Raw genomic sequence first — 19,272 nt, forward strand, 5'->3', positions numbered from 1 at the left:
CGCTCATGCGTGGCCTGTCGACGACCAACATCATCGAGAATCCGAACGGCGCGGTGCGCCGTGTCGCGGGGCGCGTGAAGCGCTATCGTGACGCCGATATGGCCTTGCGCTGGACGGCCGCAGGCTTCCTGGAAGCTGAGAAGCACTTCCGGAAAATCCTCGGCGTGAACGAGCTCTGGATTCTCGCTGCCGCCTTGAAACGATCGACCTCAAAATCGATTGACCACGATCGGAAGGTTGCCTAACCTATGCCGCACCCGCCGTCCCAACCTTCAACTGTCTTCGGGACATCGCCACGCACGTGGCGTCGATGCCTTCTGCCGCCAGCGTGTCCAGCACAAATTGACCGAACGAGTCTTTGCCCACCCGGCTGACCCAACCGACCTTATGGCCCAGGCGGGACAGACCGATTGCGACGTTTAAGTTCCGCGCCAGCGGCGCGCTTGACGAACCGGTTCACGCTCGCCAGCGGACCACTTTCGGATGCAGCAAAGAGGGCCATGGCTTCGCCGAAGGTCACCACATCGAGCTGAGAGGGCATTTCGGTCTCTTGCATTTGCAGATAGTGTTCGTAATGGCAACAGCGGTCCCCGTCGTTGGCAGAGCTGAACCGACGACGGCCCGTTATCGCGGCTTACAGAAAAGGAACCGGGTCGCTTAGCTGGCAGCGCCGTTCGACATCGCGTCGCGAAGCGCCAGAAGTGCTTTCAGGAAATAGAAATCTCCATAGGCGGTCGACTCGTCGATGCCAAGGCCGTGCGGCAGGTCCGCCGTGGCGTGCGCGAGAATCGAGTCGGCGTCGGGCGACGCAAGGCATTGGGCCGACAGCGTGTCGAGAATGGAATGCGCCAGTTGGAGATAGCGGACATTCTTCGTCACACGGGCGAGTCGGACGAGGCCATATGCCGTAATCGCGCCAGCGGACGAATCGAGCGGCTCTTGGTCGCCCGCTGCGGCATAGTCCCATTTCGGGATGAAGCTGTCTTTCAGCTTCGATTCGATGAAGGCTGCAACGCGTTCCGCTGCATCGACGTATTCGGCTCGACCAGTCATGTCCGCGAGCATGGCGAGACCCGTAACGGCCCAGCCTTGACCTCACGACCACGCGCTTTCGGGGGCCTGGCCCTGATAGGTGTCGCCCCGCACCGGAGCGCCCGTCTTTTCGTCGAAGACAAAGACGTGATAGACCGACGCGTCTTTGCGGACGTGATTGCGCAGAGCCGTCTCCGTGTGCCTGAACACCACGTCGAGCAGTTCGCTGCTGCCGCCATTTTGCGTGGCCCACACGAGCAGCGGCAGGTTCATCAACGTATCAATGAGCACGGAACCGGCCCAGTTCTCTCCGCCGAAAAACCCCCATCCAGGGATGAAGCCGGCGTCGGCATTGAACTGTTTGGCGAGACTCTCGGCTGCACGAACAGCGGCGGCCCGATACTCGTCCTTGCCCGTGAGCCGCCATCCGTAGACGGCGCTCGGATAGAACATGAAACCGAGGTCGTGATTGACCTCGTCGTTCGCGCGCGGCAACAGACGCTGCGTCAGACGCTCTGCTTCACGAAGAAACTTCTCATCCTTCGTTTCGCTGTACGCGAGCCACTGGAGTCCGGTCCAGAAGCCGCCCGTCCACACGCCGTCTTCGGTGTAGACCCATTTGCCGCCCTTGGTGATGTGCGGAAAGTCGGCCTCCTTAGTGTCGCGTTGCGTGTTTCATGATGATTTCTTCGGTCGCGCCGTCCCGCGAAAGCTCGGCCATGAGCTTTCCTTCTCTCATCACGAGAATGCGGTCGCACATCCCGAGAATCTCGGGCAGCTCGGAGGAGACCATGAGGATTGCGCGGTCTTCCGACTGCAGCACGTCTATGAGCACTTCGTATATGTCGTGACGCGCACCGACATCGACGCCTCGCGTCGGTTCGTCAATCAGGAAAATCTTCGTGCCTGCGTTGAGTTGCCGGGCAATGGCGCATTTCTGCTGGTTGCCGCCGGAGAGGTGTCGCACATCTGCGTTCATCGAAGGCGTCTTGATGCTGAGCCTGCGTACATAGCCGCCCACAAGCTCGTTCTCTTTGCGCTTCTTGATGGCTCGCGGTCCACCCACGGTCGAGAGTTTCCCGATGGTGACGTTGAAGGAGACGCTCTGGTCGAGGAAGAGGCCGTCGACCTTGCGGTCCTCAGACAGGAGGCCGACGCCCAGCGACTTGGCATGACGAGGGGAGCGAATCGAGACGGTCTTGCCGAAAAGTTCGATTTGACCGCCGTCAATCGGGTCGGCAGCAGCGATGGCGCGCAGGACTTCCGTGCGTCCGGACCCGGCCAGCCCGCAGAGACCCACGATTTCACCGGCGCGTACATCAAAAGAGATGTCCTCGAGTACGCCCTGCCGGGTGAGTCCCTTGGACGAGTTCGAGCTAAGCGGCATTCTCCGGTTGCAGAGAGCTATTGCGGGTGGCGGCTGACGGTGCTTACCAAACTCAAGTGACCTCACCGAGGCGTGAAGCACCCTCACTTCGCTGGCGCGACGTTTTGCGCGGCGCCCGGCGGCGGCGAATCACACGCGAAACTTTGAGCCGTGAGCGCGTCGGAATGCACGGTCCAGCCGGCCACATCGGTCGCGAGCGTGCGGATTGGCCGTTCGACCGTCCGGTCGCCGCGGCGGTAGAGACACGGTGGCGAGTAGTAGAAATCGAGGAAACCGTACTGGTCCGCCGGCGGCGTGCCGGGCACGGTGAAGATGATGTCCAGCGTGGAGCCCGGCAGGCCGGCAACGCGGAGCACTACAGGACTGTTGGCCGTGAAGCCCACGCCGAAGAACTCGACCCTGTCGGTGACGCCATGGTCCAGCGCCGTGCCGAAATATTCCCGCGCGTAAATCCGGGCGCCCTGGGGTGGGTTCCTGGGTGGATTTTTGGGCGGGTTCGCGCAGGCTGCGCAGAGCGCGGACAGGACGAACGCGGCACCGGTCGCGCGCAATTTCCGGTTCATGGCGCTCACGACCACCGCTTTCACGAACTGTCTCACTGGCCGCCTATCAGCCGGCGCAGCCATGAACCGCGAGGCGCGCGGGTGGCGTTCTTGTAGGCCTCCCACAACCTGGGCGACGGCCAGGTCGACGCCCGCGGAAGCAACTCCAGCATAGCCGCCCGTATATGAGGTGCGTCACATAGCGCCCACTGCTCCGCGAAATCACCGAACCATTCGTCCATCGTGTAGGTGTCGTCGTATCCGCGCAGGTTGACGGTTCCGGTGTAGCCGTCGCGGACCAGGTCCAGGACGTTGGGCAGTTCGTTGAGCGTCTGCTGGTAAGCACTCTCGAGGTCGAGCACCGGCCAGCGCTCCTGGATTGGATAGCGTGCACAGAGCGCGCGCACCCGCGCGTCGACGCTCGCACGCACCGCTGGCGTGTCAACGCGTGGATTGATTTGCTGCTCGCGCAGTGCTGCGAAGAACTCCTGGACTGTCAACCGGTCGGCCATCGGCTGCCCCTCTCGGTCAAACGGCAACGATGTGTTCGTAGAACCAGTCATTGAATGCGTCGAAGCCCTGCACGGTCAACCCGAGCCGATGCGCATTCTCGCAGGCCCGAACCAGCATCCAGCACGCAGCCTCCTCGAGGTCGGCCTCGAAGTCCGGCGCACTGGTTTTGTCAAAGTAGCATAGTGCGCTGCTAACCCGGTTCTCGGCATCCGTGAAGGCGCCCTTGTCCAGCGACTTGCCATGCAGTTCCGTATGCACCAGGTCGGTCGCCTCGAATTTCCAATCCAGGACCGCCGGCTTGCCGGATTGCCTTAATGCCTGGCCCAGTACACGTTCGGCCGCGCTGGCCAGGGTGATGGCCGATGCGAAGCGATGGCGTTCCAGGAACGCGTCGAGCGCCATCTCCAGCTGCTCGCGCGCGAGGTCGACGCGATTGCAGGTTTGCGAGGTCATGCTCAAGCTCCCTGACGGGTATGGAAGTTCCAGTCTACTGCGGCTGCGACTTGCCGAGGAAACCTGACGGCCCTGTTGCCACGCCGATCGTGCCGGAGGTACTACGGCTCGGCTCGTTTCTAGAACGACGGGCGGTGATGGATACCGGAACGCGTTTACCAGCAGAGGAAGCGGCTGCGTTCGTCAGACGCTGAACGTCATTGCCGACAATAATTAGCGTTACTTACTTGCACTCCACGTTCATCGAGTACCGACCGTTTCTTGTGCGCTCGGGGTTGCCAATGACCTACAACGAAAAAAAACCGACTCGCTGGAGTCGGGTGAGGGGGAGGCGTCTGTTACTGGTTCGCGGGAGCGGCGAGCGCGTCGTCAATCCAGCGGTCGAGCGTCGGTCCGCTGCGGATGTATTGATTGTCCGCTGTCGCTACATGCAGTCCGGCATCGTGCTTGATGGGCTGACCGTAGCCGCCGTTCTCGCGCAACCAGGTCGCGACGGCTTTGGGGTCGTCGGACGCGAATCGGCACTTTGGAAACATGAAGTGCTCTTCGATGACGCGGAACTTGCCCTCCGGTGTCGGAGCGTGACGTTTCAGGGTTGGAAACATGAGATTCTCCTTGTTTCCTGGAATTATTGTGATTCAAGTATAGGCGTGCCGCTTCGGCCGCGCGCCGGCGACCTCGTGACTGGAGACACATGAAAATGCCCGGCTACCCGCGTAGGCGGGCCTGTACGACTCCGGAGGGGCGCGCCTAGCTGATACCGAGCATCGAAGCCGTCATCGTCGCTTCAGCGACAGTTCGCGTCCGTTTAGAATTGGGGTCCGTGTGCGCCCTAACCGTGGTTATCGACCCATGCGCGACACCACGCAAGACCGGCCAGAGCCGCTTCATCATCGGTACCGAAGGCACCGAGTACGCCCGACACCGCTATCACTTTAGTGTCCCGCGTTATTGTGCCGCTTCCTACGAACTGCTCCGGTCGCAGGATGTCCTCTTGTTGCAAAATCGCATGTCCCCAAAGCGTGTATTCACGGTATCTTTCAGTTCGCATCAATTCTCTCGCCCGGTGCCCACTGCTTGAGCCGCCTGGTGTCAATTCCGGCCATCGTCAACGCAGTATCAATCAACTTGAGTTCCTGAGCAAAATCGAGTGCCCATTCTTCACCGTCAGACCGTACGGTCATGCCGTTGTGTACCGCAATCGCGTATCGCGCTCGGTAAAGTGCATCAACAAGCTTCGACTCTCTTTCCGCTTCCCGGACCCACTCGTCCACTGCCATGATGAAACCTCCCTGGGTGAAACGGGCCCATCAACTTGTCGTGTTTAGGCGAATGCATCGCCTGTCGCTCGAGCGTCGATGTCAATTGGCCTGATTGCGCTTCGCGCCCGGCCGTGCGGGCTCGTCAACATTGACCCGGGCCGCACCGTAACAGTCAGTTCGCCTTCGAACCTCGGTCCTTTGCGTTTTACGATTTCGACGAACACACCTTCTTCTGCTGAGCGCACGGCAATTCTCAACTCAGCAGGCGACGCGTCCGTGCGTGCATGCACGGGTCGAAAAACAAAAAACAACGACGTGCTCGAACGGGCGGCCAACAGCAGCCGCCTGAGCGCATCTGCACGCGCATGCGTTTGCCACAGCAAGACGGCACCGCAAGTGCCTGCTTTTAGAATCTGCTCGGTCGACCAGAGCTGGTCGCTCGTGCTCTTCGCGCGTACCAGCATCAACTGGCCTGGAGCAAAGCCCGCATAGGCGAGACCTTGGATTGATGGGTCGCAAGGAGGCTCAACCAGCGCAATCGGCCGGTCCAGAGCCCCGAGCGCCGGTGCAACCAGTCGCATCTCTGCTGAGCCAGGGTGCTGCGCCAGGATTTCGACGAGCGCGCCGACGGGCCAGCCGCCTCCCGGCAGTTCATGCGACAAAGCCGGATACGCCGTTTCGACTGTGAACAGTCGACCGCGCGCGAGCTGCGACGCCCGCCAGAGCGACGGATGGACGGACTCCGGCAATGGGGCCTGAGCATTCATGGTGCTGGAAAATACTGTATGAATGTACAGTATAGCCTGGTTCGGGACGGGTATATGGAGCGAAAGGAGGCCCGAATGTGCACAAGCCATGAAGCCAATCCTGAGCTTGGCGCTTCGTCCGTCGGCCGACGGCATGATTGTCGAGGTAGTCAAGTGACTTGAACCGGTCGCCAGCGAGCCGATTTCGGTACCGCTGCAGCCGACGCCTATATTGCTTTCCAACCGGAGACGGCCGGCGCGTAAAGCGCTCACCAATGTCAGTCAAGGACAGAGGTCGGTTGAGCCGCTGCACGCGTCACCGTAGACTTGCAACAGTGGCCAGTCGGGCCAGCACGAGATACCGGGAGCATCCATGTGTTATTCCGCGCAAATCAAGGCCGACTACAAACGATATGTGCGTATGTTCGGTGCGCATATGGACATTCGCGAGTTCGCGCGACTTTATTGGGAACGTGCCGAAGGGCGATTGAAGGCGAAGATTCCCAAGGCGATGGATGATTCGTTCGCCGCGCCCCAGTCCGAAGAGGAACGCGAAATCAGGCGACTCATCGACCAGTACAACGCGAGCCAGGCGAAAACACTCGAGGAAGAACTGTTCAAGCAGCGTGCGCGCCTGGTGGCGGCAGAGAGGACGCTGCAAACAAAGACAACGAAAGCTGCGACAGAAAGCAAGCGCATTGCGACGGACAAAATCGACGCGACGTTGCGCCGGCTCGATGACATCAAGCGCACCGAGAGCGAACCGCAAGACTCGCGAATCTTTCCCGGCTACTACGCGCCGGTGCTCGTCGTCGAAGATGGGCAGCGAGTTGTGAAACCCATGCGGTACCAGTGCCGTATTGCCGGCAAGCCCGCAAACTACGACTTCAAATATCCTGGCACGTACAACGCTCGGCGGGATAGCCTGGAAGGGTTTTGGAAGAGCCTTTTTGGCTACTCCCACGGACTGATGCTTGTCGACGCATTCTACGAAAATGTAGCGAGGTCGAAGAAGGAAGCGCGGACGCTTGCTCAAGGCGAGAAGGATGAGAACGTCGTCCTCGAATTTCGCCCGAACGATGGGCGGCAAATGCTTGTGGCGTGTTTGTGGTCAAAGTGGTCGGCGCCGGGAGAGCCAGACTTGCTTTCATTTGCCGCGATAACAGACGAGCCGCCTGAGGAGGTTGCAGCTGCTGGCCACGACCGGTGCATCGTGCCTATCAAAGAGGAAAACGTCGACGCTTGGCTCAACTCCGACCCGAAGAATCTTGATGCCTTGTACGCGATACTTGATGATAAGGAACGGCCATACTACGAGCACAGGCTGGCGGCATAGAGTCGGAAAACTGGGCAAGAGGGTATTCGCAAGAGTGCATATCGGCGCTGGACCGACAACGGCGCTTTGCAATCAAACTATTGAAGACACCTCATCAGGAGAAGTCGATTCGCATGTGACGGACACTGGTCTATGGGCCTCTAGGCGTGCCGTCCGCCACCCGGTGGCCGGCAGTGTCCGTTGGCTAAGCTGAGCTATCATGCACCCGTCCAGCCAAACAATTCTGAAAAATGAGCTTCGAGTCATGCAAAGCGGCGAGCGTTGATGAGAGTATCGTTCAACAACATCGCGCTGCCACATTACCGTTCGAGCGAGAACTGAAGTCTCATTGCCGGACGCCCGTCGGTCCGTATCTGCGACCGTTCAGTGCGAACCGCGACTGGAAGACTGCATCCGTTTTCATCATTGGAGACAATCCGGCGACGCCGTTGAGAGATGAGTTCGACGGATTCGACGCGTACTGGACGGCGCTTACAGAAGATATCGAGGCCTTTCGTGAGCGCTACGCCGCCAAGCATAGTGGCCGCACAAGCAAAACCACGGCGCGCGTGCAGCATCTGGCCTCGTTCATTGGTAAAGAGCATTGCCTCGTGACCAACTCCTGTTGGGTCCCTGCCACTTCGCCTCGTCAGATTACCCGAGCGGAACGACGTCGCGATGAAGGACAGCTAAAGGCGCTCATCAAGTTCTGTCGGCCAAAGGTAATTCTGCTTCACGGCTCGAAGGCGGTGCGGTTTGCCGGGACGGCCTACGGACTGCGTCTCGACCCATTTGAAGCTCCAGCGCAACAAGACTATGTAGTGAAGGGCATGCGGCTTTTTGCCTATCCGCACTTCAGTGGGCTCGGTGTTCCGGGTGGCAAGACCTTCCAGCCAGATGTGGACTTTCCTGTGTTTGCAATGCGGATTCGTGAGTGCCTGGCCACCGCTTTATAGCCTGAACGCGGACACCGCTGCATGCCTCGCCCGTGTGACAGCGAACGCCTTGGTCGTGGCCGGGCCGAAGCCTTCTTCACCAAGGGACGCCTTCGCCTTTTCGCAGACCGGACTCATAGCTTGTTTGGGACTGTTACGCAGCGCGATTGTCGAACCCCTCGGAGCGGCTCAATGACTATGCCCGCCTCCGTGCCCGCCATGACCGCCCCAGTGACCATGTCCACCGCCCCAATAGCCGAAGCTGAACGACACCGATGGCCCCCACCATCCGGGCCAACCGTACCACGGATATGGGGGATAGTAAGCAGGGTAGTAGGCGGGCGCGACATACACGGGTGCCGGGTATAGATATGCGGGTTCGCCCGGCGCTTGGGGCGGGATGTTCTGCGCGTCCGCGCCGTTGGGGTAGCCGTAACCTTGAGCAGGGACTTCGTGATGGGTCACAGCAGTAGGAGCGGCCGGATAGTATCCATACGGGTAGTAACCGGGGCCGATGTAATAGCAGCCGGACAGCGCGAGCCATGCAAGGGCGCTACCGGCGCGCGCTGTTGCCAGGAAGGGCTTCATGACATGCTCCAGTTTCCTCGCGACGCCGCGATGCGACGCAGCGCGCACTTATGAGATTACTTCACCGCTGGGATAAAGGAAACAGAGCGCGCATGGCGGACGCCCCTCTGGCAAAGGGCTACTTTTCTGAATCGACATCTCGAACCCGTCAACTTCGGCGGTGAAGAATCCGGAAAGCTAGCGGAGCTCGCGCGGTGCGTGGCCGACGGTCGCCAATCGACTCCCTGCAAATGGGTCTTGTCGCCAGTCAACCTGCGATGAAGAGACACCCGAGGGCTGCACTGCCCGGTCGGCCGCGAAATGCTCCAGCGACTGTCCAGCGCTGAGTGCTTGGCACAACCATTGTGGCATTTCCCCGTCGCCGCTCCAGGTATCACCAGTAGCGCTGCGATACCGTGCCGATTCTTGACGCAGTTGGTCTTCAGCTATTGCCTTGGCAACATCATCAATCTCGATGCCGACTTCGGCCATTCTACGGCGAAGGTAGCCAGCTGCCCTATTTTGGATTTGGTATGGGCCGTTGGATTCCAAACATACCACGCTTTATAAAGCAGTGTCCGGAGTGTGTTCGTGATGATATGGAAAAGTATGGAGAGACATATTTTCGTAGGCTGCATCAACTGCCCGGCGTAGTGTGTTGTGTAGTACATCGTTGCGTATTGTTTGAAACTCATCATCCGTATCGACGAGGTACGCGGGACGCGATTTCCGTACCAAATAGTCGTGGTCTGCTTCGTCCGTGCGTCGAAAACCTATCGAAACCGACCTTTGAGCGGCACGTGTTCTTTGCGTCTGAATGTCAGAAGTTGCTGGATAGACGTCTAGAAGATTGCCGCTGGCGGGTAAGGTCGGGTTATGCTAAACGAGCCTTTGCAATTGGATACCGTTACCGGTACCTTGTGGATAGGTACGGATTGGAGAAGGATATTCTTGATTTCTACGGTCAGGATTTCCTAGACTCTGTCGGCTTTCATCTTAAGGTCGCGAACGATGAGAATTGGGTACAGAGGTTGTTGAGCCCTTCGGCATCCTCGTCGAGCGGTGTTGCGACGAATTTGCTACTAGACAATTTCTTGACGGTCGCCGAGTCGCGTCGGAAAGCACCGAGTCTTCGGCCGCCGCCTTGGACTTGCCAAAACTCATGTGCGCCACACTATGGCCAATCAGTTGTGGAAACGATGCGAATGGCTAGGCGTTGTGACGGGAACCGAAGAGTGAGCGGCAGATTTATGTGTTCTTGCGGCTATATATTTTTAGCGTATCTCGATAGTGTCGACAAGAATGGGGAGCCTCTTGTCGACCGTATTATCGAATATGGACCGTATGTCGCGCAGCGAGCGAGGGAACTGCGCGAAGCCGGCATATCTCTCAAGGAAGTGGCGCACAGATTGAACATGTCTAAAGATTCCGTCAAGAGAATTTTGCAGTTTCCAGTGGCGGCCACCGGGACTTGCACGTTGGGTAATACCGGTGGCGCGAAAATCTCGCCTTGACTGAGGAAGGATACGAGATACACGTATAGTTGGTGGTGGAAAAGTTTATTTGAACAGAGCTGGCGCCTAGCATAGATTGCCACGTCGAATTAGGGAAAACTTTCTTCGGAATGAAGCGCCGTGTCTTGTTTGAAATCACTGAGTTAAAGTGGCTTGACGAGGAAAACTCTATTTATTCGGTACAGCGTTGCTGTCGGAACACAACGTGACGCGCGCGGCGGAACGCCTGAACTTCTCTCAACCATCGGTGAGCGTGCATCTCGCGAAGCTGCGGGACATCTTCGGCGATCCGCTGCTGTTGCCAGGGCCGCGCGGCATGCGGCCGACCGCGCGAGCCGACGAGCTGCGCGAACCGTTGCGAGAGGCGCTCGACGCATTGGAGCGCGTGATGTCGTCACCGAAGGCGTTCGATCCCGCCACGGCGATTCATACGTGGAAAGTCGCGGCGACCGACTACAGTGAATCGACGGTTGTTCTGCCCGCGTTGAGTGCGTTGCGCGCGACGGCGCCGCGAACGCGGCTCTCCGTGGTCGAAATGGTGCCGACGCGCATCGTCAGACAGGCGGAACAGGGCGAGATCGATCTGGCTTTTCATACCAGCGACGAATCGCCATCGGGTCTGCATCGCCGCGTGCTATTCGCCGAGCGCTATGTTCTGGCTGGCCGCGCGGGGCATCCACGTCTGAACCGGCGTCCGACGCTTGCGCAGTTTTGCAAGCTGGAGCACGTGATCGTGTCGCCGGATGGCGGCGGGTTTCGTGGGGTCACTGACGATGCTCTCGCGCAAGCGGGCCTCACGCGGCGGGTCGTGCTCTCCGTGCCGCACTTTCTGTTCATGATGTCTGTGCTCGCGAGCACCGATCTCGTCGCGATGTTGCCCGCGCGGCTCGTGCGCGATACGGGCGCGTTGCGAGTCGTCGAGCCGCCCGTTGCCGTCCCGGGCTATGAAATGGCGATGCTTTGGCACGAGCGTTGTCATCGCGACCCGGCGCATCAATGGCTGCGCGAGCACATCGCGAGTTCCATCTGACAGCCCACAGCGTTGCGCAGGATTCGATCGCGAACGGCCGTACGAGAAAAACTGCCGCCGCTATGGCATGTTAGCTGCGATCGCCGGCAAGCCGCCGATGGCTGCTTAAAAGCGCTTGTCTTGACGCTGGCATAAACTGATGGCCGGCTGATCCGTCGACATGCATCGTGACGTGCAGATGACACGCGTTCATTCCGATGCACGAAACGCGGATCTCGTCGGAATCGACAACGCAAGTGTTTTCTGGTGGAGCTCCCCATGAGCGAGCAGACGCTTGATACATTCGACGTCGAACAGATGATTCCGGACTTTACTGCGCCGGCACTGGCGCAGTGCACACCCGACCGGCAAATGGTCGATGCCGCCGAAATCAACACGCGACACTGGACGAGCCACGTCGCGGGCCCGTTCAAGCCCGGTTCCGAAATCCACTTGCGCGAAACGTGCCGGATGTTTCGCGAGACGTTCAATCCTTATCGGCCATCGGTACTGGACTGGCCGAAGCTCAAACCGGATGCGCTCGATCGGATCGTCTCGCTGCCGATCTGGGACATCGCCGTGCAGACGGAAGGCAAGGCGAGACTGCGCATGGCAGCCTACGCCGCGACCATCGGCGAACCCGAGATGCGCAGCGCGCTCGCGCTGAACGCGTGGGAAGAAAACCGTCACAAGGAAGTCTTGTCGCGGATGGTTGCCGCGTATGGCATTCCGCTTGCGCGCGAGGCGCCCTATGTATTCCCGAAAGACGCCGAATGGGCTTATCTCGTCACGGGCTATAGCGAATGCATCGACAGCTTTTTCGCATTCGGACTGTTCAAGGTCGCGCATCGCTCCGGACTCTTTCCACCTGAACTGATCGACACGTTCGAGCCGGTGATGCAGGAAGAGTGTCGTCATATTCTTCTATTCGCGAATTGGGTGGCCTGGCATCGCGCGATGCTGTCGTGGTGGCAGCGCATCCGATTCGAGCTGAAGGTCATGGCCGTATGGGCGTTTCTCGGCTGGGAACGCATCGGCCTCGCGCGCACGATCGACGCGGAAGGAAACGAACAAAAGCAGGACAACAATTTCACGGTGAATGGCGCACACGCCGTATCCGGCGCGGATATCGGCGTGCGCGAATTGATGATGTTGTGCCTCGAAGAGAACGACCGGCGGTTCTCGGGTTACGACGAGCGCCTGCTGCGTCCGGACACGATGCCAACGCTCGCGCGCTTCGTATTGCGCTTCATGCGCGAGAAGAAAGCGAAATGAATACCGCCCATGTCTTTTCCTTTGCGAAGAACGGTGACGGCTTTTTGCTCGACGGCAAGCCGTTTCAGATCCGCAGCGGGGAAATGCATCCGGCGCGCATCCCCGTCGAATACTGGCGGCATCGCATTCGGATGGCCAAGGCGATGGGGATGAATACCATTGCTCTGTACATCATGTGGAATTACCACGAGCCGAGCGAGGGCGCATTCGACTTTCACACCGGCAATCGCAATATCGAGGCGTTCATTCGCCTCTGCCAGATCGAAGGCATGTGGGTGCTGTTCAGGCCCGGTCCGTATGCTTGCGCCGAATGGGATCTCGGCGGGATTCCGTCTTACTTGCTGCGTTACCCGGATATCCGGTTGCGGACCGATTCGGCGAGTGATTCGCGCTATATGTCGGCCGTCGCACGTTACATCGGTGAACTTGTACCACGCGTCAAGCCGCTAATGGCAATACACGGCGGCCCGATTCTGATGATCCAGGTCGAAAACGAATTTGGATCGTACGCGGGCAATGCCGTTTACCTCGAAGAAATCAGGCAGCTTTGGCTTCGCGGCGGAATTGAAGGCCCGTTCTATACGGAAGACGGATTCGCGCAAGTCGAACAGAACCGCACTTATGTCGTCGATGGGGCGATCGCGTTGAGCAATGGCAATGCAACGCAAATCGAAGCGGCGCGCAAAGCATTTCCCGCGGTGCCCGTCATGGCGGGCGAGGTCTATCCGGGTTGGCTCACACATTGGGGCGACAACGCGCTGCAAGGCACGGCCGTCGATCTCTCAGCGACGCTCGACGAGCTGATGCGAAAGAACTTGTCGTTCAACGTGTATGTGATTCACGGTGGCACGAGCTTTGGCTTCTATGCCGGTGCGAATGTGGATGCCGATACGGGCGAATATCAGCCGGACATTACGAGCTACGACTATTCGGCGCCGATCAGCGAGCAAGGTGTGGCGACTGCGAAGTACATGAAGTATCGCGAGATCATTTCCGGGTATCTGGCGACGCCACTGCCTGACGTGCCTGATCCCGTCGCCACGCTCGCTACGGACATTCGCTCTTTGAGTCCGCAGCGGTTCGCGTCGATCTGGGACAATCTTCCGTCCTCTCTGCCCGCCGGGCAGACCGTCAATCCGCAGCCATTCGAAATGTACGGTCAGGTGTCCGGCTTCGTCGTCTACCGGAAGCGGCTTGAACATTATCGGGGCGGCGTTCTGGATATCGGTAGTGTTCACGACTATGCGAGTGTTTTCATCGGCGGCGAATATGTGGGCGGCGCATCACGTGCGAGCGTGCCGCGAAATCGCGCACAATCGCTGAATATCGTGCATCACGGGCCGCTTGCGCTTTCGTCGTCTGGATCGAATGAGACAGCGGTACTGGACATACTCGTCGAAGGCATGGGTCGCGTGAACTACGGGCATGCGATGATCGACCGCAAAGGGCTTATCGATCCTGTTGCGCTGCGCGACGAGTCGGGAGCGACCGAGGTTTTGACGGGTTGGGAAATCTTTCCTCTTCCGATGAACGCCGCGTTTATCGAAGATCTTCGCCCGATATGCTCCGACCCGAACAGAGCGGGGCAATTCTTCCGCGCGGTGCTGTCGCTGGATACGGTGGGCGATGTGTATCTGGACATGAGCCAATGGACGAAAGGTGTGGTCTGGGTGAATGGACACAATCTCGGACGATACTGGAATATCGGCCCGCAGACGCGGCTCTACTGTCCCGCTCCGTGGCTCAAGCCCGGCGAGAACACGATTACCCTCTTCGATCTGCACCAGACGGAAGCTAAGCCGATCGATCTGGTGTCTGCGCTGACGTAGGTGTTGCCGGTGATAACTCAAGCGTCAGTACCTGGAATGGATCGAGTCGAATCGCCTGAGGACGGCCGACGTCCCATGGAAGTGGAAAATCCGCGGCGGGGTCGAGAAACGGAAAGCGTGCATTGAATCCTCCCGTCATGCCTTCCGGCAGTTCGAGATGCGCTCTCAGGTCGAGCAAAAAGCTTTGCGCGCGATCACTCGGATTGCGCAGCGTAATGATCGCTTTCGAAGGCGTCCACGCGGCCCAACCGTAAATATCGAGTTGATCCGGCGCGCCGCCGATCCAATGGGAGTCGCGAAGTACATCTGCATTGGCGCGCGCCCATCTTGAGGCCTCCGCAAGAACATCCCAATCGCGTTTCTTTAGCAGCGACGGCGTGACATAAAGCTCTTGCAACTGCGCGCCACTGCCGAAGTACGAACGCACTTCGCTCGCGAACCCATGCGCAGGATCGGCGTTGAGCCGCGTGTTTTCCTGCGCGTAAATGATGCCGTGAAGCATCAGCGAATTGAGCGGAAAGAGCGGACTCTTGCATACGACATTGCGATAAGTCTGGGCGTCGCGATAGGTGATCCATTGTTCACGATCGCTGCCTGTGCCGGAGAAGCCGTAATCGGCGCCATCACGCCAGATCGAATCGACGTAGCGCAGCCAGAATGGCGACGGCAGCGTTCCCGTCGACAGATTGACGAAGACATCACGCTTCGCGCGGCGCATATCCTCGATGAGTTCTATCGCGGCATCCCAATCGCTGTTGAAGCGGCTGCCGGGCACGACGACGTTCGCGTTGCCCGTGCCGTCGAGCTTGAAATAATTGACGCCGTCTCGCGTCAGCAGGTCCATTGCGGCTTCGTGAAAGCGTTGATAGTACCTGGGACCGGAGAGCGCGAATCCGTCGCCGATGGTCTCGTATCCGGCGGCACGGCCGCGCGTCACACGTTCCTGTCGAGGCGGACCATAGCCGCCCCACGGCGACAGCCACACGCCCGGCGCGGCGCCATGGCGCGCGGCGGCATGCTTCAATGGCTCGAAACCATCGGGGAACGCGCAATTGAATCGCCAGGCGCCACTGTAGTCATCCCATCCGTCGTCGAACAGGTATGAGTCGAGTTGTACGCCGCGCTTTTCATGCAGCTCACGGCCCACGGCGTGAATGCGTTCTATCGCCTGGTCCCGCGTATAGGCGGTGAGAAAGCCGATGTCGTACCACGAGTTGTAGTGAAGAAACGGACGATAAGGGTGCGCTCGCTCCTGCTCGACATAGGCGGCGAAATCGCGGCGCAATTGACCTTCGCGAAACACGCCTGCTACGGCTGAATAAGCGAGCGTCTTGCCTTTGTCGAGCGGCAACTCGCGCGCGACCGTGAATCCGGCAATGCCGTCGCGCACTTCGCTTTCCGCCATTGGAAGCTCGAAGCCCAGATAGACATTGCCCTCGACGATGGGCACCGCTTCGAGTTCACCGAGCTTTTGCGCGAAAGGCGCGTGCGTCTGCAGTAGTGAAACGGAGACAATGCACTCGGCCTGCGCGAGTGCGGTAATCGACAGAAGCTGCCGCAAATAAGGCAAGTTTTCGCGCTGCTCGATACCCCATTCGACCCGCAGACGCCGCTGCCTGTCGCAAAGTATGGCGATCACGCGTCGGCCGGCGATGCGCTCCGCTTTTCGCGATGCTTCGGCATTGGCCATCACCGTTTCTTCGCGCAATGGCTCGATCATCTGCAATTCGTCGATGCCCAGCGTGCGTCCGTCAGCCAGTGCGATCGAAAACGGCGCATCGAGCGAAAGCGTTTGGGCATGCGCGCAATCGACGATACGGAATTTGCCGAGAGATCGACCTGCAATCGTCCAATGCAATGCGATGACCGAATTGCCGAACACGCATTCGCTGCCATTCGACTGAAAGACGGGTGCGCCCGGATCATCGAGTGCGGAGCGATTCGCAAGCATGTGAACCGCCGATCACTTCACGGTCTGGATGACCTCGAATCCCTCGAATTCCGGATGCCCCAGATAAAGCGCGCGTGCTTCATTCCCGGCGTTCCGATGCGCGGCGCGGAAGGCCTCGGACTGCGTCCATGCCTCGAAGGCCGCGCGATTCGCCCAGATCGTATGGCTCGAATACAGCATGTGATCGTCGCGTTGTGGGCCTTTCAGAAGATGAAACTCGATGAAGCCGGGGACGTCCTTGAGGTGCGTGTCGCGCGTCGTCCACACTTCCTCGAACGTCTTTTCCGAACCCAGCGCCACCTTGAACCGGTTCATGGCAATGAACATGACTTCGCTCCCGAGTAATTGCGATGTTCGGCGAATCGGTTGATTTCCACAAAGAACATCGAAAGTCTACGGACGAAGTATAGGCACAACCCAGCACGCGCGTTATCGTCCGCGCGCCCACTGAGCGAACGCGGCACACGCGACGAGCAGCGAGCCGGTGGCGAAGAACACCGAATGCAGTCCGAGATGAACGGCAATCTGACCGCCGATCACAGGGCCGAGCACCTGTCCGCTGAATTGCGCGGACTGCAGATAGCCGAGCATTTGACCCGTCTTGCTCTCGTCGACGGCGTGCCTCGCGAGCTTCGCGATGGCAGGCAACAGCCCCGCAAGCGACATGCCCATCAACGCGCGCAGTGCGGCCAGTTGCCACCATTGATGGACGAACGCTTGCGGAATCATCAGCAGGCCCGTCGCCACGAGACAACCGACAATCACGTTCCATGCGCCGATGCGATCCGCGAGCGCGCCGAGACGCGCCGCCGTCAACATACTGCCGAACGCGGAGCATGCCATCACGACGCCTGCAATGCGGGCCAGTTGATCTGGCTCGACGCCGAGGCTGACGACATACACGGTGATCACCGGCTCGATCGACATGTTGGCGAGCAGGACCATCATCGCCGTCACGAGCAGCGCGCCGATCGCCGCGTAACGCGTGCGGGACGCATGGCCCGAGGCGGCGACGCTCGCGCCGCGCTTTGCATCGGTGGCGGGCTGGAAGTCTTCTCTGACCACGAAGATCGTGAGCAGCGCGGCCACGGCGATCACCGCGCCGCCCGCGAAGAACGTGCCGCGAATGCCAATCACGCCGGGCAGCAGGCCGCCGATCAGCGGCCCGATCAGATTGCCCGCGAGCGCGCCCGTCGACAGCAGGCCCAGCGCCCATCCGGCGCGCTCGCGCGGCGCCTGCGTGCCGACCATCACGGTCGACGCCGACGCATAGCCGCCGACGAGCCCCGCGATCAGGCGCAGCCCGATCAGTTCGTAGACATTGTGCGCGATGCCGATCAGCGACATCACGACGGCCATGCCGACGGCTGCGCGAATCAGCATCGGCTTGCGCCCATAGCGGTCGGCGAGCCTGCCCCAGACAGGCGCCGTCACGGCCGTGCCGAGAAAGGTCGCGCCGAATGCCACGCCCGACCACTGGATGACATCCGCCTGCGATTCGACGCCGAGCTGCTTCACGTAGAGCGGCAGAAACGGCAACAGCATGCTGAGACTGACGAGCGTCGTGAACGAACCGAACACGCAGACGAACAGATTGCGTTTCCAGTACTTCTCGTTGCGTTGTGCGTAGCTGAGCGCGGACGTATCGGGTGTTTCGCGCATCTCAAGTGTCGTGGGCTCGCTCATGCCGGGTATCCTTCAATCACGTGTTTGTTGCCGCGTTCGGCCGCGCAGTGCGGTCAACAGATCGATGCTCAGCGCGAGTGCGATCGATGCGGCGCCGATCGCGAAGAGCATCAGGTAATTGCCGCCGCTTTGCGTGAAGAGAAACGACAGTCCGTATGCAGCGCCCGCCTGCAATATCGCGAAGCCTGTTGTCGCCGAGCTCCATGCGCCGTTTTGCATGGACGGATGGTGTGCGAGCAACTCGTTGACGCGGCCGAGTGCGAGCGGCACGATGCCCGGCACGGCGGCGCCCATCAATACGCTCGATGCGATCAGCGCAGTGGGCCCTGTGCTGATCAACGGCAACACCACCGCGACGAACTGGATCACGAAGCCCACGCGCAGCGCGGGACCAAAGCCCGTGCGGTCCGCGAGATGGCCGCTCAGCAACGGACCCGCGATTGCGCCGAGACCGAACAGCACCCAGTATTGCGCGCCCGTATCGAGACCTTTGCCGAGTCCGCGCGATACGAAGTCGGCCAGAAACAGCATGTGCGGAACGAGACCGACTGCGTTCAGCGCGTACTCGGCATACAGCGCGCGCAGCGTGAAGCCCGAGTGCTTCGCGTGCGTTGCGTGATGCGTCTGCGGATGTTGAGCGGGTGCGCCCTGCTTCGGCCACCCATTCCATGCGGAGACCGTCAACAGCAGCGCGATCACGCCGAGTCCGAACCACGTCTCTTTGACGCCCTCGCGCAGCAGCAGCGGCACGATCGTGCCCGACGCGGCGATGCCGAGGCCGATACCCGCGAAGATCGCGCCGCTCACGAGCCCACGGCGCGCAGGCGGCACATGTGCAAGGACGGTCGGCGCGGCCAGCACCATCAGCGCGCCGCCCGAAAGCCCCGACGCGAAGCGCCACACGAAGAACCACAGGAACGACAGCGGGAATGCGCACGCGACGAATGCAACCGTTGCGAGCAGCATCATCGCGCGCAGCACGTGAGTGGTGTTCGCGCGCTTCGCGAGGTAGCCGCCGAGCAACGCGCCCGCCAGATAGCCGCCCAGATTCGCGGCACCGAGATACGCGGCCGTCGATGCGGCGAACCAGTGTGCGTCGATGATCGCGGGCAACAGCGGCGTGTAGGCAAAGCGCGCGAGGCCGATGCCGACGAGGCTCGCGCTCGCTCCCGACACGGTGCCGCGCCATACGCTGAAGGCGGGCTGTGTCGATGCGTTCAGAACTGCGGGCTGCATTGTTTTCTCCGTGCTTCCCA

At 60.1% G+C, this 19,272-nt stretch carries 22 protein-coding genes and 2 pseudogenes; 7 read left to right on the plus strand and 17 right to left on the minus strand.

The window, feature by feature from the left end; all coding sequences use genetic code 11:
- Nucleotides 1-245: pseudogene (locus GCT13_RS14920) on the plus strand (IS256 family transposase); the annotation flags it as partial.
- A gap of 34 nt (nucleotides 246-279) precedes the next feature.
- On the opposite strand, the pseudogene GCT13_RS14925 reads toward GCT13_RS14920, so the two are convergent.
- The 11 genes and pseudogenes from GCT13_RS14925 to imuA form a co-directional block, all read right to left on the minus strand.
- Nucleotides 280-541 (minus strand): annotated as a pseudogene (locus GCT13_RS14925) (PfkB family carbohydrate kinase); the annotation flags it as partial.
- A 116-nt stretch (nucleotides 542-657) separates the two neighbouring features.
- Entirely contained in the window at nucleotides 658-1,053 is a 396-nt protein-coding gene (locus GCT13_RS14930; protein WP_152759303.1) for a hypothetical protein, read from the minus strand.
- A gap of 42 nt (nucleotides 1,054-1,095) precedes the next feature.
- The gene (locus tag GCT13_RS14935) at nucleotides 1,096-1,668 is read right to left on the minus strand and encodes a glycoside hydrolase family 88 protein (protein ID WP_321574380.1); all 573 of its coding nucleotides are present in this window, start codon (nucleotides 1,666-1,668) and stop codon (nucleotides 1,096-1,098) included.
- Between the two features lie 19 nt (nucleotides 1,669-1,687).
- The gene (locus GCT13_RS14940) at nucleotides 1,688-2,419 is read right to left on the minus strand and encodes an ATP-binding cassette domain-containing protein (RefSeq protein ID WP_227746849.1); all 732 of its coding nucleotides are present in this window, start codon (nucleotides 2,417-2,419) and stop codon (nucleotides 1,688-1,690) included.
- Between the two features lie 83 nt (nucleotides 2,420-2,502).
- The gene (locus GCT13_RS14945; RefSeq protein ID WP_152759307.1) at nucleotides 2,503-3,006 is read right to left on the minus strand and encodes a hypothetical protein; all 504 of its coding nucleotides are present in this window, start codon (nucleotides 3,004-3,006) and stop codon (nucleotides 2,503-2,505) included.
- Nucleotides 3,007-3,014: 8 nt separating this feature from the next.
- The gene (locus GCT13_RS14950) at nucleotides 3,015-3,473 is read right to left on the minus strand and encodes a hypothetical protein (protein WP_152759309.1); all 459 of its coding nucleotides are present in this window, start codon (nucleotides 3,471-3,473) and stop codon (nucleotides 3,015-3,017) included.
- 16 nt (nucleotides 3,474-3,489) lie between these two features.
- A complete protein-coding gene (locus tag GCT13_RS14955) occupies nucleotides 3,490-3,927 on the minus strand; it encodes a hypothetical protein (RefSeq protein WP_152759311.1) in 438 nt (145 codons plus the stop codon).
- A 338-nt stretch (nucleotides 3,928-4,265) separates the two neighbouring features.
- A complete protein-coding gene (locus GCT13_RS14960) occupies nucleotides 4,266-4,532 on the minus strand; it encodes a hypothetical protein (RefSeq protein WP_087736000.1) in 267 nt (88 codons plus the stop codon).
- A 227-nt stretch (nucleotides 4,533-4,759) separates the two neighbouring features.
- The gene (locus GCT13_RS49225) at nucleotides 4,760-4,978 is read right to left on the minus strand and encodes a hypothetical protein (RefSeq protein WP_152759313.1); all 219 of its coding nucleotides are present in this window, start codon (nucleotides 4,976-4,978) and stop codon (nucleotides 4,760-4,762) included.
- Nucleotides 4,968-5,207 carry a hypothetical protein gene (locus GCT13_RS14970; RefSeq protein ID WP_152759316.1) on the minus strand — a complete coding sequence of 80 codons (240 nt, stop codon included), beginning with the start codon at nucleotides 5,205-5,207 and terminating at the stop codon, nucleotides 4,968-4,970. Before GCT13_RS14970 ends, GCT13_RS49225 begins: the two co-directional genes overlap by 11 nt.
- A gap of 44 nt (nucleotides 5,208-5,251) precedes the next feature.
- Nucleotides 5,252-6,178 (minus strand): translesion DNA synthesis-associated protein ImuA, encoded by a 927-nt coding sequence (gene imuA / locus GCT13_RS14975; RefSeq protein ID WP_227746850.1) that lies wholly within the window; start codon nucleotides 6,176-6,178, stop codon nucleotides 5,252-5,254.
- A 130-nt stretch (nucleotides 6,179-6,308) separates the two neighbouring features.
- Here imuA and GCT13_RS14980 point away from each other — a divergent pair, with 130 nt between their 5' ends.
- Both GCT13_RS14980 and GCT13_RS14985 read left to right on the plus strand, forming a co-directional pair.
- Nucleotides 6,309-7,271, plus strand: coding sequence for an SOS response-associated peptidase family protein (locus tag GCT13_RS14980; RefSeq protein WP_152759319.1), 963 nt, complete (start codon nucleotides 6,309-6,311; stop codon nucleotides 7,269-7,271).
- 230 nt (nucleotides 7,272-7,501) lie between these two features.
- A complete protein-coding gene (locus tag GCT13_RS14985; RefSeq protein WP_152759322.1) occupies nucleotides 7,502-8,206 on the plus strand; it encodes a uracil-DNA glycosylase family protein in 705 nt (234 codons plus the stop codon).
- Nucleotides 8,207-8,374: 168 nt separating this feature from the next.
- Here the strand turns inward: GCT13_RS14985 and GCT13_RS14990 are convergent, their stop codons facing one another.
- Together GCT13_RS14990 and GCT13_RS14995 are read right to left on the minus strand one after the other, a co-directional pair.
- Nucleotides 8,375-8,773, minus strand: a complete 399-nt coding sequence (locus GCT13_RS14990; protein ID WP_152759324.1) for a hypothetical protein — start codon at nucleotides 8,771-8,773, stop codon at nucleotides 8,375-8,377.
- A gap of 177 nt (nucleotides 8,774-8,950) precedes the next feature.
- Nucleotides 8,951-9,244: an H-NS family nucleoid-associated regulatory protein gene (locus tag GCT13_RS14995; protein WP_152759327.1), complete on the minus strand. Its 294-nt coding sequence runs from the start codon at nucleotides 9,242-9,244 to the stop codon at nucleotides 8,951-8,953.
- Nucleotides 9,245-9,285: 41 nt separating this feature from the next.
- Between GCT13_RS14995 and GCT13_RS51185 the strand changes: the two genes are divergently transcribed.
- From GCT13_RS51185 to GCT13_RS15015, 4 genes are all read left to right on the plus strand, one after another.
- On the plus strand, nucleotides 9,286-10,266 hold the full coding sequence (locus GCT13_RS51185) for a TnsD family Tn7-like transposition protein (protein WP_152759330.1): 981 nt from the start codon (nucleotides 9,286-9,288) through the stop codon (nucleotides 10,264-10,266).
- A 187-nt stretch (nucleotides 10,267-10,453) separates the two neighbouring features.
- On the plus strand, nucleotides 10,454-11,296 hold the full coding sequence (locus GCT13_RS15005) for a LysR family transcriptional regulator (RefSeq protein ID WP_152759332.1): 843 nt from the start codon (nucleotides 10,454-10,456) through the stop codon (nucleotides 11,294-11,296).
- Nucleotides 11,297-11,554: 258 nt separating this feature from the next.
- Nucleotides 11,555-12,550: a ferritin-like domain-containing protein gene (locus tag GCT13_RS15010; protein ID WP_193727674.1), complete on the plus strand. Its 996-nt coding sequence runs from the start codon at nucleotides 11,555-11,557 to the stop codon at nucleotides 12,548-12,550.
- Entirely contained in the window at nucleotides 12,547-14,379 is a 1,833-nt protein-coding gene (locus GCT13_RS15015; protein WP_152759334.1) for a glycoside hydrolase family 35 protein, read from the plus strand. The genes GCT13_RS15010 and GCT13_RS15015 overlap by 4 nt, the downstream gene beginning before the upstream one ends.
- Here the strand turns inward: GCT13_RS15015 and GCT13_RS15020 are convergent.
- The 4 genes from GCT13_RS15020 to GCT13_RS15035 form a co-directional block, all read right to left on the minus strand.
- Nucleotides 14,345-16,330 (minus strand): alpha-galactosidase, encoded by a 1,986-nt coding sequence (locus tag GCT13_RS15020; RefSeq protein ID WP_152759337.1) that lies wholly within the window; start codon nucleotides 16,328-16,330, stop codon nucleotides 14,345-14,347. The genes GCT13_RS15015 and GCT13_RS15020 overlap by 35 nt on opposite strands.
- Before the next feature lie 12 nt (nucleotides 16,331-16,342).
- Entirely contained in the window at nucleotides 16,343-16,657 is a 315-nt protein-coding gene (locus GCT13_RS15025; RefSeq protein WP_152759340.1) for an antibiotic biosynthesis monooxygenase family protein, read from the minus strand.
- Nucleotides 16,658-16,759: 102 nt separating this feature from the next.
- The gene (locus GCT13_RS15030; RefSeq protein WP_152759343.1) at nucleotides 16,760-18,016 is read right to left on the minus strand and encodes an MFS transporter; all 1,257 of its coding nucleotides are present in this window, start codon (nucleotides 18,014-18,016) and stop codon (nucleotides 16,760-16,762) included.
- A 12-nt stretch (nucleotides 18,017-18,028) separates the two neighbouring features.
- Nucleotides 18,029-19,252, minus strand: coding sequence for a YbfB/YjiJ family MFS transporter (locus tag GCT13_RS15035; protein ID WP_152759346.1), 1,224 nt, complete (start codon nucleotides 19,250-19,252; stop codon nucleotides 18,029-18,031).
- Nucleotides 19,253-19,272: the final 20 nt, after the last annotated feature.

It is taken from the genome of Paraburkholderia franconis, from assembly GCF_009362735.1.
GTDB lineage: Bacteria > Pseudomonadota > Gammaproteobacteria > Burkholderiales > Burkholderiaceae > Paraburkholderia > Paraburkholderia franconis.

Bases quoted from the DNA above. Each gene is read 5' to 3' on its own strand.
- GCT13_RS14930 (WP_152759303.1), bottom strand. From the start codon at position 1,053: ATGACTGGTCGAGCCGAATACGTCGATGCAGCGGAACGCGTTGCAGCC.
- GCT13_RS14940 (WP_227746849.1), bottom strand. From the start codon at position 2,419: ATGCCGCTTAGCTCGAACTCGTCCAAGGGACTCACCCGGCAGGGCGTA.
- GCT13_RS14950 (WP_152759309.1), bottom strand. From the start codon at position 3,473: ATGGCCGACCGGTTGACAGTCCAGGAGTTCTTCGCAGCACTGCGCGAG.
- GCT13_RS14955 (WP_152759311.1), bottom strand. From the start codon at position 3,927: ATGACCTCGCAAACCTGCAATCGCGTCGACCTCGCGCGCGAGCAGCTG.
- GCT13_RS14960 (WP_087736000.1), bottom strand. From the start codon at position 4,532: ATGTTTCCAACCCTGAAACGTCACGCTCCGACACCGGAGGGCAAGTTC.
- GCT13_RS49225 (WP_152759313.1), bottom strand. From the start codon at position 4,978: ATGCGAACTGAAAGATACCGTGAATACACGCTTTGGGGACATGCGATT.
- GCT13_RS14970 (WP_152759316.1), bottom strand. From the start codon at position 5,207: ATGGCAGTGGACGAGTGGGTCCGGGAAGCGGAAAGAGAGTCGAAGCTT.
- GCT13_RS14980 (WP_152759319.1), top strand. From the start codon at position 6,309: ATGTGTTATTCCGCGCAAATCAAGGCCGACTACAAACGATATGTGCGT.
- GCT13_RS14985 (WP_152759322.1), top strand. From the start codon at position 7,502: ATGAGCTTCGAGTCATGCAAAGCGGCGAGCGTTGATGAGAGTATCGTT.
- GCT13_RS14990 (WP_152759324.1), bottom strand. From the start codon at position 8,773: ATGAAGCCCTTCCTGGCAACAGCGCGCGCCGGTAGCGCCCTTGCATGG.
- GCT13_RS14995 (WP_152759327.1), bottom strand. From the start codon at position 9,244: ATGGCCGAAGTCGGCATCGAGATTGATGATGTTGCCAAGGCAATAGCT.
- GCT13_RS51185 (WP_152759330.1), top strand. From the start codon at position 9,286: ATGGGCCGTTGGATTCCAAACATACCACGCTTTATAAAGCAGTGTCCG.
- GCT13_RS15010 (WP_193727674.1), top strand. From the start codon at position 11,555: ATGAGCGAGCAGACGCTTGATACATTCGACGTCGAACAGATGATTCCG.
- GCT13_RS15015 (WP_152759334.1), top strand. From the start codon at position 12,547: ATGAATACCGCCCATGTCTTTTCCTTTGCGAAGAACGGTGACGGCTTT.
- GCT13_RS15020 (WP_152759337.1), bottom strand. From the start codon at position 16,330: ATGCTTGCGAATCGCTCCGCACTCGATGATCCGGGCGCACCCGTCTTT.
- GCT13_RS15025 (WP_152759340.1), bottom strand. From the start codon at position 16,657: ATGTTCATTGCCATGAACCGGTTCAAGGTGGCGCTGGGTTCGGAAAAG.
- GCT13_RS15030 (WP_152759343.1), bottom strand. From the start codon at position 18,016: ATGAGCGAGCCCACGACACTTGAGATGCGCGAAACACCCGATACGTCC.
- GCT13_RS15035 (WP_152759346.1), bottom strand. From the start codon at position 19,252: ATGCAGCCCGCAGTTCTGAACGCATCGACACAGCCCGCCTTCAGCGTA.